The organism is Pseudomonas sp. 14P_5.3_Bac1, assembly GCF_025466135.1.
Taxonomy (GTDB): Bacteria; Pseudomonadota; Gammaproteobacteria; order Pseudomonadales; family Pseudomonadaceae; genus Aquipseudomonas.
The window spans coordinates 19,655-37,930 of record NZ_JANLOF010000082.1; the positions used below are offsets into that span (position 1 = coordinate 19,655).

Sequence of the window (18,276 nt, forward strand, 5' to 3'; positions counted from 1 at the left end):
TTATCGAACAGGTTGGCTAATTTGTTTCTTTTTGTTTCCTGCTCGAAAAGCATACCTGATAGAACTGTTGCAGCGCGTCCATGTGCGATTTTGGTGCGCGCGATATAACGGCGAGCTGTCGCGCGGATGACAAATTTGCAACCCCTGCGCGGGGATCTGGCCTATAGCTCTATGATCAACGAACCCCACCTATTGAGGAATTTTCATGAGCGCAGGACATAACCACGGTCAGGTACGCGCCGGTCACGAGCGTCTTCTATGGATCGCCCTGGGGCTGACCAGCAGCTTCATGATTGCTGAGGTGATCGGCGCGTTTATTACCGGCAGCCTGGCGCTGTTGTCCGACGCCGCGCACATGATGACCGACGCCCTGGCGCTGGCGATTTCTCTGGTGGCCATTCAGGTCGCCAAGCGCGCGGCCGACCGCAAACGCACCTTTGGCTACGCGCGTTTCGAGATCCTCGCGGCGGCGTTCAATGCGCTGCTGTTGTTTGGCGTGGCGTTTTACATTCTGTATGAGGCCTATCAACGGCTGCAGGCACCGGCTGAGATCCAGTCCACCGGCATGCTGGTGATTGCGTTTTTGGGGCTGATCGTCAACCTGATCTCGATGAAACTGCTCAGTGCCGCCAGTGGTGAAAGCCTGAATGTGAAGGGCGCTTATCTGGAGGTGTGGAGCGACATGCTCGGTTCCATCGGCGTGATGATCGCGGCGGTGGTGATCATGTTCACCGGGTGGGGCTGGGTTGACTCGGTGGTGGCGGCGGCGATTGGTTTCTGGGTGTTGCCGCGCACCTGGACCCTGCTCAAGGAAAGCATGAACGTGCTGCTGCAAGGCGTGCCGGACGGCATCGATATCGATCAGGTCGAGCAGGCCATTCGGGGTGTGCCGGGGGTAAAGGACGTGCACGACCTGCATATCTGGGCCCTGACCAGTGGCAAAAATGTGCTGAGCACGCACTTGGTGGCGGATGCTGCGCTGAACACGGAACAAAAAATCCTTAGCCAGGTGACGGAATTGCTGCACGAACAATTCGATATTTCCCACGCCACGATTCAGGTGGAAGGCGAGGGTTTTGTGCACGACGAACATGACGAGGTGCATGCCTGAGCCCGGCTAACGGATTTGTAATGTTGCGCCCACGGCCCTGATAAGTACCGAAAGCTACATTGCCCCCCGCTGGGAAATCTCAGCGACTTCATGGGCGTGGAACTTTCGTTATGGCACTTTCCGTTAGAACATTTTTGGGGGCAGCAGCGCTGTGGGTGGCCGCAGGCGCTGCCCAGGCGCAAACCCTCACTCTGGATGCAGCCCTGCAAGCCGCCTTCGCCAACAACCCTGACCTGGCCGCTGCGCAGTGGGACATCGACATTGCCCAGGGCGGTCGCCAGCAGGCCGGCTTGATCCCCAACCCGGTGGCGTCCTGGGATGCCGAAGACACCCGCCGCAACACGCGCACTACTACCCTCAAACTCAGCCAGACCCTGGAACTGGGCGGCAAACGTGGTGCACGCATTGACGTCGCGACGCGCGCCCAGGACGCCGCCGCGCTGACGCTGGAGCAGCGTCGCAATGGCCTGCGCGCCGACGTAATCGACAGTTACTACAGTGCTTTGCGTGCTCAGCAGCGCCTCGACTTGGCGCAACGTTCAATGGCGCTGGCCGAGCGTGGCCTGGTGGTCGCCAAAGGTCGCGTCACCGCCGGCAAGTCATCGCCGGTGGAAACCACGCGCGCGCAGGTGCAGGTGTCGCAGATCCGGCTGGAATTGAACCGCGCGCAAATCGGCCTCAGCGATGCCTATCGGCGCCTTGCCGCCAGCACCGGCAGCGCCACGCCTGACTTCCAGCACGTGGCCGCGCAAAGCCAATCCGCACCGCCCTTGCCGGCCGCCGCGCAATTGCTCGCGCGGCTTGAGCAAACCACCGAACTGCGCCTGGCCGACCTGCACATTATTCAAAGCGAAGCCAGCGTAGGCCTGGAAAAGGCCCAGCGGATTCCCGACCTCGATGTGTCCATCGGCAGCCAGTACGACGCCAGCGTGCGTGAACGCGTGAACCTGGTGGGCGTGTCGATGCCGATCCCGCTGTTCAACCGCAATCAGGGCAATGTGCTCGCCGCCAGCCGCCGTGCCGATCAGGCCCGCGATTTGCGCAACGCGGTCGAACTGCGCCTGCGCACCGAAACCCGCCAGGCCCTGGACCTGTGGCAAACCGCCGATACCGAAGTGCGCGCGTTCAACCAACACATCCTGCCCGCCGCCCAGAGCGCGGTGGACAGCGCCACCCGTGGCTTCGAGATGGGCAAGTTCAACTTCCTCGACGTGCTCGACGCCCAGCGCACCTTGATCGCAGCCCGCACCCAATACCTGGTGGCGACCGCTCAGGCGACCGACGCCTGGGTGCGCATCGAACGGATTTACGGCGACCTCGCCCGGTTTTGATTTTTTCTGGAGTCTTTTATGAAGCATAAACACGGTGTGGCGCTCGCCGTCGCTCTGGGCCTGATGCTGTCTGGTTTTACACGGGCCGAAGAGGAAGAAGAAGGCAAACTTGAACTCACCGAGCAGCAGATCCAGGCGGCCGGTATTCAGCTCGCCCAAGCCCAACCGCGCGCGATCAGCACGCTGCTGACGCTGCCGGGAGAAGTGCGTTTCGACGAGGACCGGACCTCACACATCGTGCCGCGTGCGGCCGGTGTGGTGGAGGCGGTGAAGGTCAACCTTGGCCAGTCGGTGAAAAAGGGCGAGTTGTTGGCCGTGATCGCCAGCCAGCAGATTTCCGACCAGCGCAGCGAGTTGGCCGCCAGCGAGCGACGCGTCGAGCTGGCGCGCACCACCTTTGAGCGCGAGCGCCAGCTGTGGAAGGACGAAATCTCCGCCGAGCAGGACTACCTGCTGGCGCGCCAGACCTTGCAGGAAGCGGAAATCGCGCTGACCAACGCGCGTCAGAAGATGACGGCACTCAGCGGCAGCGCCGTACTGACGGGCGGTAATCGCTACGAGCTGCGCGCGCCATTCGCCGGTGTGGTGGTGGAAAAACACCTGGGCGTGGGCGAAGTGGTCGGCGAAACCAGCAACGCCTTCACGCTCTCGGATTTGTCCCAGGTGTGGGTCACCTTCGGCGTGTTTCCCAAGGACCTGAACAAGGTGCGCGTCGGTAAACCGGTGAAGGTCAGCTCCTCGGAAATGGGCACTGAAGTTCAAGGCACGGTGGCCTATGTCGGCAACCTGCTCGGCGAGCAGACGCGCACCGCTACCGTGCGCGTGACCGTGCCCAACCCTGACGATGCCTGGCGCCCAGGGTTGTTTGTGACTGTGCAACTGGCCACCGACACCTACCAGGCCAAGGTCACCGTGCCGCAAACCGCCATCCAGACGGTCGAGGACAAACCCTCGGTATTCGTGCGCACGGCGGACGGTTTCATCACCCGCCACCTCGAACTGGGCGTGAGTGAAAACGGCTACGTCGAAGTGCGCCAGGGCCTTGAAGCCGGCGCGCAAGTAGCGACCGAAGGCAGCTTCATCCTCAAGTCCGAACTGGGTAAAGGCTCGGCCGAGCACGCCCATTGATCCTGCGAGTGATTCCCCATGTTTGAGCGCCTTATCCAATTCGCCATCGAGCAGCGCATCATCGTGTTGCTGGCGGTGCTGTTGATGGCCGGTGTCGGCATCGCCAGTTATCAGAAGTTGCCCATCGACGCGGTGCCCGACATCACCAATGTGCAGGTGCAGATCAACTCGGCGGCGGCCGGCTTTTCGCCGTTGGAAACCGAGCAGCGCATTACCTTTCCCATCGAAACCGCCATGGCCGGCCTGCCGGGTTTGCAGCAGACGCGTTCGTTGTCGCGCTCCGGCCTGTCCCAGGTCACGGTGATCTTCAAAGACGGCACTGACCTGTTCTTCGCCCGCCAATTGGTCAACGAGCGCCTGCAGGTGGCCCGCGAGCAATTGCCCAACGGCATCGAAACCGCGATGGGGCCGATTTCCACTGGCCTCGGGGAAATTTTCCTGTGGACCGTCGAAGCCGAAGACGGCGCGCTCAAGGAAGACGGCACGCCTTACTCGCCGACCGACCTGCGCGTGATCCAGGACTGGATCATCAAGCCACAGCTGCGCAACGTGCCGGGCGTGGCCGAGATCAACACCATCGGCGGCTTTGCCAAGGAATACCAGATCGCCCCGGACCCAAAACGCTTGGCGGCCTACAACCTGACGCTGACCGATTTGGTCACCGCGCTTGAGCGCAACAACGCCAACGTTGGCGCCGGTTACATCGAGCGCAGCGGCGAGCAGCTGTTGATTCGCGCACCGGGGCAAGTGGCGTCGATCGATGACATTGCCAACATTGTGATCACCACGTCGGACGGCACGCCGATCCGCGTGCGCAATGTGGCGCAAGTCGACATCGGCCGTGAGCTGCGCACCGGCGCCGCCACGGAAAATGGCCGTGAAGTGGTGCTGGGCACGGTGTTCATGCTGATCGGTGAAAACAGCCGCACCGTGTCCCAGGCGGTGGCGAAAAAACTCGAAGAGATCAACCGTTCGCTGCCCCAGGGCGTGGTCGCCGTTACCGTTTATGACCGCACCAACCTGGTCGAAAAAGCCATCGCCACCGTGAAGAAAAACCTCTTCGAAGGTGCGCTGCTGGTGGTCGCGGTGCTGTTTCTGTTCCTGGGTAATATCCGCGCGGCGTTGATCACCGCGATGGTGATTCCGCTGGCGATGCTGTTCACCTTTACCGGCATGTTTACCAACAAAGTCAGTGCCAACCTGATGAGCCTTGGCGCGCTGGACTTCGGGATTATTGTCGACGGCGCGGTGGTGATCGTCGAAAACGCCATTCGCCGGCTGGCCCATGCGCAGCAGCGCCATGGCCGCTTGCTCACCCGCAGCGAGCGCCTGCATGAGGTGTTCGCTGCGGCCAAGCAAGCGCGGCGCGCACTGATCTTCGGGCAACTGATCATCATGGTGGTGTACCTGCCGATCTTCGCCCTCACCGGAGTGGCCGGGAAGATGTTCCACCCCATGGCGTTCACCGTGGTCATCGCTTTGCTCGGCGCGATGATTCTGTCGGTGACCTTTGTGCCGGCCGCGATTGCGCTGTTTGTCACCGGCAAGGTCAAGGAAGAGGAAAACCTGGTGATGCGCACGGCGCGTCGGGCCTATGCGCCGGTGCTGGATTGGGTCATGACGCGCCGCCCGCTGGTGTTTGGCCTGGCGGTGCTGACCATCGTCGCTTCGGGCGTGGTGGCCAGCCGCATGGGCAGCGAATTTATCCCCAGCCTCAGTGAGGGCGACTTCGCTCAACAGGCTCTGCGTGTGCCTGGTACCAGCCTGACGCAATCGGTGCAGATGCAGCAGCAGCTGGAGAAAACCTTGATGGCCCAGGTGCCGGAAATCGAGCGAGTCTTTGCGCGCACCGGTACCGCGGAAATCGCTTCCGACCCGATGCCACCGAATATTTCCGACAGCTATGTGATGCTCAAGCCCAAGGACCAGTGGCCTGATCCAGCGAAATCCCGCGAGGCGCTGATCGAAGATATCCAGCGCGCCAGTGCGATTGTGCCGGGCAGTGCGTATGAACTGTCGCAGCCGATCCAACTGCGCTTCAACGAGTTGATTTCCGGGGTGCGCAGTGACGTGGCGGTGAAGGTATTTGGCGACGACATGGCAGTGCTCAACAAGACCGCCGCAGAGATCGCCGAGACCTTGCAAACGCTTGATGGCGCCTCGGAAGTGAAGGTGGAGCAGACCTCTGGCTTGCCGGTACTGACCATCAATATTGATCGCGACAAGGCCGCGCGGTTTGGCCTGAACGTGGGCGACGTGCAGGACACCATCGCTGTCGCCGTGGGTGGACGCCAGGCCGGCACGCTGTACGAAGGTGACCGCCGCTTCGACATGGTCGTGCGTTTATCCGATGCGCTGCGCACCGATATCGAGGGCTTGTCGCGGCTGTTGATCCCGGTGCCGGCGCTGGCCAGCAACGCCTCGGGCCAGTTGGGTTTTATTGCCTTGTCCCAGGTCGCCAGCCTGGGCCTGGTACTGGGCCCGAACCAGATCAGCCGCGAGAACGGCAAGCGCCTGGTGATTGTCAGCGCCAACGTGCGCGGGCGTGATATCGGTTCGTTCGTCGAACAGGCCGAGTCTGCCATCAGCACTCAGGTGAAGGTCCCGGCGGGTTACTGGACCACCTGGGGCGGCCAGTTCGAACAGCTGAAGGAGGCCTCCGAGCGCTTGCGTATCGTGGTGCCGGTGGCGTTGCTGCTGGTGTTCGGGCTGTTGTTCATGATGTTCAACAACCTCAAGGATGGCTTGCTGGTGTTTACCGGGATTCCGTTCGCGTTGACCGGTGGGATCATGGCGCTGTGGCTGCGCGATATTCCATTGTCGATCTCGGCGGGGGTGGGGTTTATTGCGTTGTCCGGTGTGGCAGTGCTTAACGGGCTGGTGATGATTGCCTTCATCCGCAACCTGCGCGAGGAGGGGCGTTCACTGTCGGTGGCGATCCACGAAGGGGCGCTCACACGTTTACGCCCGGTGTTGATGACTGCGCTGGTGGCGTCGCTGGGGTTTATCCCCATGGCCTTGGCCACCGGCACCGGCGCCGAGGTGCAGCGCCCGTTGGCGACGGTGGTGATCGGCGGGATTATTTCCTCTACGTTGCTGACCTTGCTGGTGCTGCCGGCGTTGTATCAGTGGGCGCACCGCAAGGAGGAATGACGCGGGTGGGGTGAGCCCGCTTACTGTGGCGAGCGGGCCTGTTGTGGCGAGCGGGCTTGCCCCGCGTTGGGTGGCGAAGCCGCCCCAAATCTTTCGCCACGGTATATCGGGGATACCGAGGTGGCCTTGATGGGGCTGCTGCGCAGCCCAACGCGGGGCAAGCCCGCTCGCCACAACAGGCCCGCTGCCACAACAACGCCGCTGCCACAACAAGTGCGCTTGGCACAACAAGCAGGCTCACCCTCAAGGGGCTTACACCCGAGGAAACACCAGGCGAAACACGGTGAAAGCGCCGGGCGAACTGCGCACGTCGGTTTGCCCCTGGTGCAGGGTCATGATCGATCGCACGATGGCCAGTCCCAGGCCGGTGCCGCCCTCCGTGCGCGCGCGGCTGCTGTCGACACGGTAGAACCGTTCGAACAGGTGCGGCAGGTGGTGCACTTCAATCCCCGGGCCTGGGTTGCTGACAGACAACGACACGCTGTTGCCGTAAGCCTCCACCCGCAACGCGATATGCGCGCCCGCCGGGCTATGGCGGATTGCATTGGACAGCAGGTTGGAGAGGGCGCGTTGAATCATCAGGCGATCGCCGTGCACCTGGGCCTCGCCACTGAGGGTCAGTTGTTTGTCTTCGGCGCTCAGGGCGAATAAATCCATGACCCGATGGGCTTCGTCCGCCAGCGATACTGCGGTAAACGAAGCTCGCGCTGCCGGGTGGCTGACCTGGGCCAGAAACAACATGTCGGAAACGATGCGTGCCAGGCGCTCCAGCTCTTCGGTGTTGGATTCCAGCACTGCTTTGTATTCGTCCGGTGGGCGTTGGCGCGACAACGTGAGCTGGGCTTTGCCCATCAAGTTGGTCAGCGGTGCACGCAATTCGTGAGCAAGGTCGTCGGAGAATTGCGAGAGTTGCTGCACCCCGGCGTCCAGGCGGTTGAGCATCACATTGAAGCCTTGCGCCAACTCGCCCAGCTCCTTGGGCAGGTTGTCGACGGACAAGCGATGAGTCAGGTCCTGGGTGGTGACTTTGGCCGCCACATGGCTGAACTGCTTAAGCGGCGCCAGCCCGCGCTGCACCGGCCACCAGGCCCCCATGCCGATCAGTATCAACAACATGGGCAAGGCGATCACGGTGGCGCGCAGGTAGGCACTGAGCAGCGCCTGATCGTCCCTGCGGTCCAGCGACAACAGCACGCGTACGCGTTCGCCACTGGCCAGGCGCATCAGGCTGGAGGCGCTGAGCACCTGGTTGCCATTGCTGTCGGCCCAATTGAGGTAGCCGAGCGTTTCTCGCGGTGTGAAGTTTGTCAGCAGCGGCTCCTGAGGCTTGGCACCGATGCTCAGCAGCACCGTTTCATCGGGCGCGGTGCCGATGATAGTGAGGTAAAAATTGTCATGGCCGATCACCAGGTCCATCAGCGAATGCGGACGTGCCCGGATGGCGTGGGCGTCGAGGCCTTGAGACAGGCTGTGCTGGATCTGTTCCATCTTGCTTTCTAGGCCTTTGCGCGCCAGTTTTTCCAGTTCGTGGGTCAGGGCCAGGTACGCCAACGTCGCCAGCAACAGCACCAGGCCTGCGCCCATGAGGCTGACCGTCAACCCCAGGCGCATCGACAAGCTGCCGGTTTTCATGGCCGTGCTTCCAGCACGTAACCCACGCCGCGAATGGTGTGGATCAGCTTGACCTCGCTCTGATCGTCCACCTTGGCCCGCAGGCGGCTGATGGAAACTTCCACGACGTTGGTGTCACAGTCGAAATTCATGTCCCACACCAGCGAAATGATCTGCGTGCGGGTCAGCACTTCACCGGTCTGGCGCATCAGCACCTGCAGCAGTGCGAACTCCTTGGTGGTCAAGTCAATGCGCCGTGTGCCGCGGTACGCGCGATGGCGGCGCGGGTCCAGTTCCAGGTCCGACACGCTGAACACTTCCGGCTGTGGGATGTGCTCGCTGCGCCGCAGCAGGGTGCGTACCCGCGCCAGCAATTCGGGAAACTCGAAGGGTTTGACCAGGTAATCATCGGCGCCCATGTCCAGGCCCTTGATCTTGTCGGCCAGCCGGCCGCGGGCGGTCAGCATCATCACGCGCTGGGTGCCGTTGCGACGCAATTGCTCCAGCACTTCCCAGCCATCCTTGCCCGGCAGGTTGACGTCAAGAATCACCAACTCATAGGCGTGCTGCTCAGCCAGGTGCAGGCCATCAATGCCATTGGACGCGCAGTCCACGACGTAGCCACTTTCATTCAGGCCTTGCTGCAGGTAGTCAGCGGTTTTTTGCTCGTCCTCAACCACAAGGATACGCATGGGGATTTACCTTTTACTGAAAGAGAAGGGTTCCATTTCCCTATGGAATCAGGTGTGTTGTGAGTAGGAAAATTCTGAAGTGTGAAGCAGCTTCAGGGTCAACTGCGGCAATGGGTCGCGACCAAGCCTGCGCCCAAAAAAAACGCCCCAGAGGGGCGTTAAAAAATCATCTCTTTCCAAAGGAGCTAAAAAAAGCTTCAGAGACGAATGTTGCTCGGTGCTGACAAGTTGAAGCGAGTATAGGAAGTTCAACTTAACGGGAAGCTGGGGCCAATGTTACAGTTTTGATAGATAGCAATTTGTGAACAGATGTTAGTCAAGCGCGAACGGATGTAAGCGCTCGGTTTGGCAATTGTTCAAAGTGCGACCAATGGGTATTCCGCAATCAGGCGAACTTCTTCCAGGTCCGACTCAAACGCACTGGAGCGCACGGTGGCCTGGCGCAAGCGCAATGACAAATCCTTCAGGCTGCCACTTTGCACCACGTACTTGGCCTCGACATCCCGCTCCCAGCGGCGTTGATCGGTCAGCGGGTTGCCGGTTGCATCGCGGCGCATGTACACCGCGTTGGCGTGGCTGTAATCGGCGCCGGTGCCCTTGGCATAACGGGTCATGAACGACAGGCCAGGTATACCGAACGCCTGCATGTCGAGGTCGTAACGGGCCATCCACGAACGCTCCCTGGGCGAATTGAAGTCGCTGTACTGGATCGAGTTATTGAGGAAAATCGAGTCCGATTGGCGCAAGTAATCGAAGTCGTCATCGCCGTTGTTGCGCTGGTGCGAGAGGGCCACGCTGTGGGCCCCGACCTTTAACCCGAGCCTGGCACTCCAGATGTTGTTGTCGAATTTGCCCAGCAGCTTTTTGCCTTCGTCCACGGCCTTGTAATAGTTGAAATCGCCGAATAACGACACGTCGTCGGTCAGTGGGTAACTGGCGGCACTGCCGACGTAGTACTGGTCCCAGGCGTCCTTCAGGCGGCTGCTGTAGAGGCTCACGTTCAGGTGTTTGTTGACGGCGTACTCTGCGCCGAAATAGCCGATCCAGGGTGAGTCGACCTTGCCCGCGTAAAAGGTCGCAAAGCCCTTGTTCATCCCGCTTTCGCTTGGCTGGCTCATGCCGCTCAGGCGTCCGCCTTGCAGGCTCAAGCCCTCAAGGCTGGTGTTCTGCGCGGTGACGCCGCGAAAGCTTTCCGGCAACAACCGCGAATCGCCGTAGGCCACCACCGGCGTGAGCGGGAACACATCGCCGGCCTTGATAACCGTGTCCAGCACGCGCAATTTCGCCGCGCCGCCGACTTTGCTGTAGCTGCCTTCGGGGTGATTGTCGCTGTCCACCGGCAGCACGCCGAACGAACCCTTGCCGCCGCTGCGACCGGTGCCCGAGTCGAGTTTCAGGCCGTACATGGCAAACGCATCCAGGCCAAAGCCTACGGTGCCTTGGGTAAAACCGGATTCGAATTTGCCGATCAAACCCTGCGCCCAGGCTTCGGAATAGCCATTGCCGGTCGGGCTGGACTGGCCCTTGCGGTCATCGCGATTGAAGTAAAAGTTGCGCGCCAGCACGGTTACGTTGCTGCCTTGGATAAAACCTTCGGGCGTGTCTTCCACCGCCACGGCTGCCAGAGGCAGTGCGGCAATCAATGAAAAGGGAAGGGTGTAGTAAGCAATATTCATGTTTCGCTCCTGGGTGTTGGCAGTTTCAGCTTCTTATAGGTAGGGGCGTTTTTATTGATCTGGCCCGGGCTGATAGTTGCAAACAGGGGATAACGGTCAGGTGGCGCGAACATTACAATTCTGGAAGCTCACGGCGATCTAACAGATAAGTAATGTTTTGGTGAACATGGCGACAGGGTTGGTTGATTAGTCTCGTGACTGAACTTATCAACCGAGGAACCTGTAATGACATTTTATAAAATTGGCTTGGGTGTATTAGCTGCAGTCCTGTCACTGGGGGCGATGGCCGAAGGCGGAGGCGACCGCACGTTTGCGCTGATGATGGAGCGTAATCAAAAAGCCATGGCGGCTTACGCGGAAAAAAACGGCCAGCCAGCACCCCAGGTACAGGCGTATCGCTATGGCATGGCGCTGGATATTGCCAAGGTCGTCAACGTTACGCCGCCGATCAGTTCGTGCAATGCCGTGCCTTCACGCATGACCTATGAAGACTCCAGCGGCAAGCTCAATACGGTGGAATACAAGGTGATGGGTGTTTGCCGAAACAACGGCAGTTAATGGATCCAAAAAACAGTTGGGCACGCCACAAGAAAGCGCTTCAGAAAACCTCGTCAGCGCCGATGCAGGTCAGATCCATCTCCCCCAAATGACCATCGGTGCCCCATGTTCAACACCCGTTTGAAGCAGGAGCTGTCGGCTCTTCGCGAAGAGTTGTCCAGCTTGCAACAGGTCAAGGAGAGCCTGGAAAGCGAAATGCTGTGCCTGACGCTGGACGCCAAAGGCCGGGTGGAGTGGGCGAATGCCAACTTCCTGCAAGAGCTGTCGTACCAGGCCTCCAACATCGTGGGGCGGCACATGGAAGAACTGGTGCCTGCGCACCTGCGCCAGGACGAATTCCAGCAGCGTTTTCACAATGCCCTGGTGCGCGGCGAACACTTCGCCGGCACCGTGCGCCTGATGCGTGGCAATGGCAAAGAGGCCTGGTTGCGCTCGATCCTGCAGCCCGTGCGCAGTTCTGACGGGCGGCTCAAGCATTTTTCGATTTACTCCAGCGACCTCACCCGCACCATCGAAGGGTCACGCGAGCATGAGAACTTGATCACCGCGCTGGTGCGTTCCACTGCGGTGATCGAGTTCGACCTCGGCGGCCATGTGCTGACCGCGAACGACCGGTTCCTCGGTGGCATGGGCTACAGCCTGGCGCAGATCCAGGGCAAACATCACCGTATGTTCTGCGAGCCGGAGGAATACAACAGCGCCGAGTATCAGGATTTCTGGAAGCGTTTGAACGCCGGTGAGTTTGTTGCGGCGCGCTTCAAACGTGTCGACAGCCATGGCCGTGTGGTATGGCTGGAGGCGACCTACAACCCGGTGCTGGACGCCAATGACCGCCTCTACAAAGTGGTCAAGTTCGCCACGGTGATCACCGACCAGGTCAACCAGGAACAGGCCGTGGCGGAGGCCGCGAACATCGCCTACAGCACCTCGCTGCAAACCGACCACAGTGCCCAGCGCGGCACCACTGTCGTGACGCAGGCGGTGGATGTCATGCGTGATCTGGCCAGGCACATGCAGCTGGCCGGTGATGGCATCGAGGCGCTCAACGCCCAGTCCCAAGTGATCGGCACCATCGTCAAGACCATCAGCGGCATCGCCGAGCAAACCAACTTGCTGGCGCTCAACGCGGCTATCGAAGCGGCGCGGGCCGGCGAGCAGGGCCGTGGCTTTGCGGTGGTGGCTGATGAAGTGCGGCAATTGGCCTCGCGTACCAGCAAGGCCACCGATGAAATTGTCGGCGTGGTGCGTCAGAACCAGGACATGGCCCGCGATGCGGTGTCCGTGATGAACGAGGGCCGTTTGCAGGCCGAGCAAGGCTTGGCCCTGGCGGCCGAGGCGGGCACGGTGATTGTGGAAATCCAGGACGGTGCACAAAAGGTGGTGAGCGCGGTCGGGCAGTTTGCCAATCAGCTGTCGAGCTGACCCGTAGGGCTTGTGCTTGAGGTATCGTAGGTTTTTTCTTGCTTGAAGAGCCGTTCCTCCATGAGCCCTACCCACCGTCGCCCCGTACCGTTGTCCAAGGCCTACCGTTTGCTCAATCACGGGCCGACCGTATTGGTGAGTGCGGCCCACGCTGGCAAGCGCAATATCATGGCCGCTGCCTGGGCCATGCCGCTTGATTTCGAACCGCCGAAGGTCGCCGTGGTGCTCGACAAGGCCACTTGGACCCGCCAACTGCTGGAAGCCGCCGGCACCTTTGTGCTGCAGGTGCCTTGTGTGGCCCAGGCCGATCTGGTGCAGACGGTCGGCAACACCACGGGCGCAGACACCGACAAATTCGCCACCTATGGCTTGCAGACATTCAACGGTGAACACACCGAAGCGCCGCTGCTGGACGGTTGCGTAGCGTGGCTGGAATGCCGCCTGCTGCCCGAGCCTCACAACCAACAGACCTACGATTTATTCCTCGGCGAAGTCGTCGCGGCCTATGCCGACGCGCGCGTGTTCAGCGACGGGCACTGGCACTTCGAAGGCCATGACGAATTGCGCACCTTGCACCATATCGCGGGCGGGAATTTCCTGAGCATCGGCGAGCCGGTGGTCGGGCGCCAGCTGTAGGCCTTACCAGCGGGCGTTTGCCAGTGCTTCGGCAAACGCCATCAGCTTGGGCGAATACTGCCGGGACGGCGGATAGACCAGTGAGATCGCGCGACTGCGCCCGGCAACGTCTTCCAGCAACGGCACCAGGCGCCCGGCGGCCACGTCGTCTCGCACCGCAAAATCCATCACCTGGGCGATGCCGAAACCACCCACCGCGCCGTCTACCAGCGCATCGCCAATGTCGAAAATAAGCCGCCCTTCGACGCTCACGTCCTGCACTTTGCCCTCCTTCATGAATTGCCAATCGACCATGCGCCCGCTGCGCAAGTTACGCACAGTGAGGCAGCTGTGGTCCTCGAGTTCTTCCACCGTTTGCGGCGTGCCCCAACGCGCCAGATAAGCGGGCGAGGCCACCGTGACCCAGCGCAACGGCGGCAGGGCACGGGCGATCAGGCGTTGATCCTGGATTTCGCCCGTGCGCAGCAATGCGTCGAAACCTTCGTCGACGATATCCACCAGGCGGTCAGTCATCACCGCTTCGATGCGCAATTGGGGATAGCGCAATGTCAGTTCGCCGATCACCGGCATCACCACCTTGCGACCGAACAACGACGGTGTGCTGATTTTCAACAGGCCGGACGGGCTGCTGCGCCGGTCGAGCATCAGCTTTTCGGTTTCAGCCAGTTCTGCCAGTAACGGCGCGCTGCGCTCGTACAGCATCTGACCGTCGGGCGTGAGGCTCACGCTGCGCGTGTTGCGTTGCAGCAAGCGCACGCCCAGCTGGCTTTCCAGGCGCGAGATTGCGCGGGATAGCCCGGACTGCGTCAGCCCCAATTCCCCGGCCGCGCGGGTAAAACTGCGCGTTTCGGCCACGCGGACCAAAAGTCGAACGGCGTTCAGATCCATGATTAAAGTCATTACTGAAAGAGTGATAGCGCTATTTATCATCTGTCAGGCATGAAAGAAACTGGCACCTCTTATTTTCGGACTGGACGCTGTGATGTCTTCCTCTCGACCCTCTGGCTGGATGCTTTTATTGCTGGCCACCGCACAACTGATCATCGCCCTGGATGCCACCATAGTGTTTGTCGCCCTGCCGCAGATTGGCGCGCACCTGGATTTTTCCGCGCAGCAATTGCAATGGGTGGTGAGCGCCTACAGCGTGGCGTTTGGTGGTTTTCTGTTGTTGGGTGGCAGGGCGACGGACTTGCTTGGCAAGCGCCGTTTTTACCGGGTGGGCCAGTCGCTGTATGCGCTGGCCTCATTGGCGGCGGTGCTCGGCGGCAGCGCGGTGTTGCTGGTGCTGGCGCGGGCGGTGCAAGGCGTGGGCGGGGCGTTGTTGTTCCCGGCCACGTTAGCGTTGATCAACACGCACTATGCCGAAGGGTCTGCACGCAATCGAGCATTTGCGGTGTGGAGCGCAGCCTCGGCAGCGGGGTTGGCACTTGGCGCATTACTGGGCGGCGCGCTGACTCAGGTGTGGGGATGGGAGGCGGTGTTTCTGGTGAATGTGCCGTTGGCGGGCGGCTGCGCGTGGGCGGCGCGTTACTGGATTCCAGCCGATGGCGAGCGTGTGCGTGGGCGCAAATTCGACATCGGCGGCGCCTTGACTGTGACTGTCGGCGGCACGCTGCTGGTGTTCGCGCTGGTGCAAGGCCCCGAGTGGGGCTGGTCGGCGCCGCAGACGCTGGCCTGCATCGCCTTGGCGCTGGTATTGCTTGGATTGTTCGCCTGGATCGAGCATCGCGGCAGCGATCCACTGATGCCGCTGCGCTTGTTCGCCTACCGCGAACTGCGCATGGCGATGGTGCTCACGGCGGTGTTCATGAGCAGCTTTGGCGTGCAGTACTACTTCCTGGCGCTGTATTACCAGCAGGTCTATGGCTACAGCGTATTGCAAGCCGGCTTGGCGTTTTTACCGGCGACCCTGGTGTGCACGTTTGGCATCTGGTTGGCAGAGCGTTCGCTGGCCAGGCTGGGGTTGCGCAACACCTTGGTCAGCGGGCAACTGGCGGGCGCGCTGGGCATTGCACTGGTGTGTTGGGCATTGCCGACGGGCGTGGGGTTTTGGTCGCTGTTGCCGGGAATCTTCATTTTGAGCATCGGACAGGGCATGACCTGGACAGCGATGTGGGTGGCGGCAGGGCTGGGTATTCGGCCAGGGGAGCAGGGCGTGGCGGCGGGGATGGCGTCTACCAGCCAGCAGATCGGCGGCGCGTTGGGCCTGGCGGTGCTGGTGTCGGTGGCGAATGCGGGCGGGATCGAGCTGGCGCTGTGGTGGAGCGCGGCAATTGCCTTGTTGGGCACGGTGGTGGCGCTGCGGCTCAAAACGCAAGCGCCCGAGCCGAATGCGATAGTGGAAACAACATAGAACCAATGTGGGAGCGGGCTTGCTCGCGAAGGCGGTGGATCAGTCACTCATAAGTCGACTGACACTGCGCTTTCGCGAGCAAGCCCGCTCCCACATTTTGATTGCGTTTCACATCAGCGCCCGAGCATCTTCACCCAGCGCGATGGCGGCATGCCGTAGGTGCTGCGAAATTGCCGGGTCATATGGCTCTGGTCGGTGAAACCGGCGGTCAGCGCCGCGTCCACCAGCGATTGGCCCTGGGCCAGCAAGCCGCGTACCAAGTCCAACCGTCGCATGGTCAGGTACCGATAGGGACTGGTGCCGAACAACAAGCGAAAATCCCGCGACAGCGCCCACCGATCACGACCGCAATGGTCGGCCATTTCATCCAGGGTGATGCTGCGGCCCAAGGCGCTGTGGATAAATTCCCGCGCGCGCTCGGCGGCGACGTAATCGAAGGATTTACGGCTGATGATCACCCCCGAGGCAGCGCTCAGTGCTTGCGCCAGGTCGTACAGCGCGTCCTGTTCCTGCATCGGGTCAATCGGGCAGTCCAGGCTTTGCAGCAACACTTCGCTGGCGCGGAACAGCCGCGGGTCAGTCGACAGGCCGTTGTGGATAAACGGCAACGGCCGGCTGCCGAGAATCTGCTGGATCAGCGCCGGCTCCACATAAATCATGCGGTACTTGAAGCCTTCCACACTGCTGGCGCGGCCGTCATGGGATTCGTCAGGGTGAATCACCATGGTCGTACCCGGCAGGCTGTGCGTCATGCAGCCACGGTAGTGGTAGCTCTGCACGCCAAACAAGGTGCGCCCGATGGCGTAGGTGTCATGGCGATGCGGGTCGAATGCAAAGCCGGCGAAATACGCTTCGATGCGGTCCAGCCCGCTGGCGTGCGGGGCGCGGTGCAACCAATCGAGGGTGGAAGTGGGTTGGCCCATGGTGACTTGTCACAAATAGAGGTGGGAAACACGTTAACCCAGTCTGGCATGTCGTGTCTGTTGAGGTCTTGAACGATTGTGCGTGCTCGGACGAAGGCTTTCAGTAGCGTAAATGTTGAATTAGGTTAATAAATGATTGTTTTACGATAATTAATCTATTATTTTTGCGACCTCACTTACTGATCGAGGTTACTTATGAATACCCAACGTCTGGCTCAGCTCAGCCAGCGCATGTCGCTGCTTACCCTCTTGCTGATGGTCGTCATGCTGGTGCTCAACACCGGCGTCTGGCTGTTTCCGGTGCTGGGTTCTTCCGCCGATGGCCTGGGCCTGAGCTTTTCCTTGAGTAACCGGATCCAGGACAGCGGCGTGCAAATTGCGCTGCTCCCCTGGTGGCAAAAACTTGGCGGAATCATTTTTTCCAGCATCCCGCTGGTGGCCTTGGTGTCGGGCTTGAACCATCTGCGCCAGCTGTTTCGCAACTATGCGCGGGGCGAGTATTTCTCCAGCGCGGCGGCGCAGCATCTGGGCAAAGTCGGTCGAGCTGTTGCATTGTGGGTACTGCTGGACTTTTTATGCGAGCCGTTGCTCGGCCTCTGGGTCTCGATGAACCAGCCGCTGGGCCAGCGATTTTTCACCTTGAGTCTGACCCCGCCGAGCTTCGTCGCGTTGTTTCTCGCTGCGTGCATTGCGGTAATCGCGCGTATCCTGTGGCAGGCCAGCGAAGTGGATTCTGAAAACCGCACTTTTGTTTGAGATCGAAATGCCCATTGTGATTGAACTGGACGTTATGCTTGCCCGGCGCAAGGTCAAATCCAAAGACCTGGCAGCCGCCATCGGGATTACCGAACAGAACCTGTCGTTGCTCAAGCAAGGCAAGGTCAAGGGCATACGGCTGGGTACGCTGGATGCGATCTGTACCTACCTGGACTGCCAGCCTGGCGACCTGTTGGTGCACACGCCTGAACCCGCGGGCGAATAGGTTTAACCACTTAAGAACAAGAGGGGTCGTCCAATGCTGTTCTCAGACTTGCCGTACGTTGCGCCGCTGCTGTCGCTGGGGCTGCTTTGGACCGTCGCGGTGGTGACGCCGGGCCCGAACTTCTTCAATACCGCCCAACTGGCGGCGAGCTGTTCGCGTCGGCATGGCGTGGTGGCGTCTGCCGGAGTAGCCACGGGCACGGTGATCTGGGGGCTGGCGGGCGGTTTGGGCATCAAGTCGCTGTTCACTGCGGCGCCCATGCTCTATCTGGCATTCAAGATCATCGGTGGCTGCTACCTGATCTACCTGGGGCTGAAACTGTTCAAGCGTTCGGCGCCAACCGCGAGCCAGACCGTGTTGCCCGACGAACCCAAGCGCTCGCTGTTCTCCGCCTGGCGCTTCGGTCTGCTGGGCAACTTGTCCAACCCCAAAGCCGCGCTGTTCGTCGCCACGGCCTTCGCGTCGACCATGCCGCCTTCACCGTCGCCGACATTGTTGGCCCTGGCGGTGATTACCATGGCCACCTTGTCGTTCAGTTGGTACACCAGCGTGGCCCTGGTGTTTTCCAGTGAGCGCATGGCCAACCTCTACAGCCGTTCACGCAAGTGGCTCGACCGGTTTGCCGGTGGGTGCTACCTGTTGTTCGGCGCACATCTGGTAGCGAATCGCTGACCGCTCATGGTAAGAAGCCTTACTTTCA

Annotated in this window: 15 protein-coding genes and 2 pseudogenes; 12 read left to right on the forward strand and 5 right to left on the reverse strand. The window is 60.9% G+C overall.

The window, feature by feature from the left end; translation table 11 throughout:
• The first annotated feature begins 205 nt into the window (after positions 1 to 205).
• The 4 genes from NTD89_RS23675 (at position 206) to NTD89_RS23690 (ending at position 6,723) form a co-directional block, all read left to right on the forward strand.
• Complete coding sequence (locus tag NTD89_RS23675) at positions 206 to 1,111, forward strand: cation diffusion facilitator family transporter (protein ID WP_106578516.1); 906 nt, start codon at positions 206 to 208, stop codon at positions 1,109 to 1,111.
• Between the two features lie 110 nt (positions 1,112 to 1,221).
• Entirely contained in the window at positions 1,222 to 2,442 is a 1,221-nt protein-coding gene (locus tag NTD89_RS23680) for a TolC family protein (protein ID WP_262209990.1), read from the forward strand.
• Between the two features lie 18 nt (positions 2,443 to 2,460).
• Positions 2,461 to 3,570 carry an efflux RND transporter periplasmic adaptor subunit gene (locus NTD89_RS23685; protein ID WP_262209991.1) on the forward strand — a complete coding sequence of 370 codons (1,110 nt, stop codon included), beginning with the start codon at positions 2,461 to 2,463 and terminating at the stop codon, positions 3,568 to 3,570.
• A gap of 18 nt (positions 3,571 to 3,588) precedes the next feature.
• Entirely contained in the window at positions 3,589 to 6,723 is a 3,135-nt protein-coding gene (locus NTD89_RS23690) for a CusA/CzcA family heavy metal efflux RND transporter (RefSeq protein WP_262209993.1), read from the forward strand.
• 252 nt (positions 6,724 to 6,975) lie between these two features.
• Here the strand turns inward: NTD89_RS23690 and NTD89_RS23695 are convergent, their stop codons facing one another.
• The 3 genes from NTD89_RS23695 to NTD89_RS23705 all read right to left on the reverse strand — a co-directional run bounded on the left by NTD89_RS23695 (position 6,976) and on the right by NTD89_RS23705 (position 10,702).
• On the reverse strand, positions 6,976 to 8,355 hold the full coding sequence (locus NTD89_RS23695; protein ID WP_262209995.1) for a heavy metal sensor histidine kinase: 1,380 nt from the start codon (positions 8,353 to 8,355) through the stop codon (positions 6,976 to 6,978).
• Complete coding sequence (locus NTD89_RS23700; protein WP_119736387.1) at positions 8,352 to 9,026, reverse strand: response regulator transcription factor PcoR; 675 nt, start codon at positions 9,024 to 9,026, stop codon at positions 8,352 to 8,354. The genes NTD89_RS23695 and NTD89_RS23700 overlap by 4 nt, the downstream gene beginning before the upstream one ends.
• A gap of 356 nt (positions 9,027 to 9,382) precedes the next feature.
• On the reverse strand, positions 9,383 to 10,702 hold the full coding sequence (locus NTD89_RS23705) for an OprD family porin (RefSeq protein ID WP_262209997.1): 1,320 nt from the start codon (positions 10,700 to 10,702) through the stop codon (positions 9,383 to 9,385).
• A 225-nt stretch (positions 10,703 to 10,927) separates the two neighbouring features.
• Here NTD89_RS23705 and NTD89_RS23710 point away from each other — a divergent pair, with 225 nt between their 5' ends.
• The 4 genes and pseudogenes from NTD89_RS23710 to NTD89_RS23720 all read left to right on the forward strand — a co-directional run bounded on the left by NTD89_RS23710 (position 10,928) and on the right by NTD89_RS23720 (position 13,318).
• On the forward strand, positions 10,928 to 11,260 hold the full coding sequence (locus NTD89_RS23710) for a DUF2790 domain-containing protein (protein WP_145165503.1): 333 nt from the start codon (positions 10,928 to 10,930) through the stop codon (positions 11,258 to 11,260).
• A 195-nt stretch (positions 11,261 to 11,455) separates the two neighbouring features.
• Positions 11,456 to 12,142, forward strand: a pseudogene (locus NTD89_RS29600) (PAS domain-containing protein); the annotation flags it as partial.
• Between the two features lie 108 nt (positions 12,143 to 12,250).
• Positions 12,251 to 12,682, forward strand: a pseudogene (locus NTD89_RS29605) (methyl-accepting chemotaxis protein); the annotation flags it as partial.
• A 60-nt stretch (positions 12,683 to 12,742) separates the two neighbouring features.
• The gene (locus NTD89_RS23720) at positions 12,743 to 13,318 is read left to right on the forward strand and encodes a flavin reductase family protein (RefSeq protein ID WP_145165507.1); all 576 of its coding nucleotides are present in this window, start codon (positions 12,743 to 12,745) and stop codon (positions 13,316 to 13,318) included.
• A 3-nt stretch (positions 13,319 to 13,321) separates the two neighbouring features.
• Here the strand turns inward: NTD89_RS23720 and NTD89_RS23725 are convergent, their stop codons facing one another.
• Positions 13,322 to 14,206: a LysR family transcriptional regulator gene (locus NTD89_RS23725; RefSeq protein ID WP_262210003.1), complete on the reverse strand. Its 885-nt coding sequence runs from the start codon at positions 14,204 to 14,206 to the stop codon at positions 13,322 to 13,324.
• A gap of 121 nt (positions 14,207 to 14,327) precedes the next feature.
• Between NTD89_RS23725 and NTD89_RS23730 the strand changes: the two genes are divergently transcribed.
• Positions 14,328 to 15,671 (forward strand): MFS transporter, encoded by a 1,344-nt coding sequence (locus NTD89_RS23730; RefSeq protein WP_410017228.1) that lies wholly within the window; start codon positions 14,328 to 14,330, stop codon positions 15,669 to 15,671.
• A 113-nt stretch (positions 15,672 to 15,784) separates the two neighbouring features.
• On the opposite strand, the gene NTD89_RS23735 is transcribed toward NTD89_RS23730, so the two are convergent.
• Positions 15,785 to 16,594, reverse strand: a complete 810-nt coding sequence (locus NTD89_RS23735) for an AraC family transcriptional regulator (protein WP_262210006.1) — start codon at positions 16,592 to 16,594, stop codon at positions 15,785 to 15,787.
• A 195-nt stretch (positions 16,595 to 16,789) separates the two neighbouring features.
• Here NTD89_RS23735 and NTD89_RS23740 point away from each other — a divergent pair, with 195 nt between their 5' ends.
• Genes NTD89_RS23740 through NTD89_RS23750 form a run of 3 tightly spaced genes read left to right on the forward strand, consistent with a single transcriptional unit; the run spans position 16,790 to position 18,248 of the window.
• Positions 16,790 to 17,350 (forward strand): DUF2975 domain-containing protein, encoded by a 561-nt coding sequence (locus NTD89_RS23740; RefSeq protein ID WP_145165513.1) that lies wholly within the window; start codon positions 16,790 to 16,792, stop codon positions 17,348 to 17,350.
• Positions 17,351 to 17,357: 7 nt separating this feature from the next.
• The gene (locus tag NTD89_RS23745) at positions 17,358 to 17,576 is read left to right on the forward strand and encodes a helix-turn-helix domain-containing protein (protein WP_145165515.1); all 219 of its coding nucleotides are present in this window, start codon (positions 17,358 to 17,360) and stop codon (positions 17,574 to 17,576) included.
• A gap of 33 nt (positions 17,577 to 17,609) precedes the next feature.
• A complete protein-coding gene (locus tag NTD89_RS23750) occupies positions 17,610 to 18,248 on the forward strand; it encodes a LysE family transporter (protein ID WP_242194952.1) in 639 nt (212 codons plus the stop codon).
• The last annotated feature ends 28 nt before the right edge of the window (positions 18,249 to 18,276 follow it).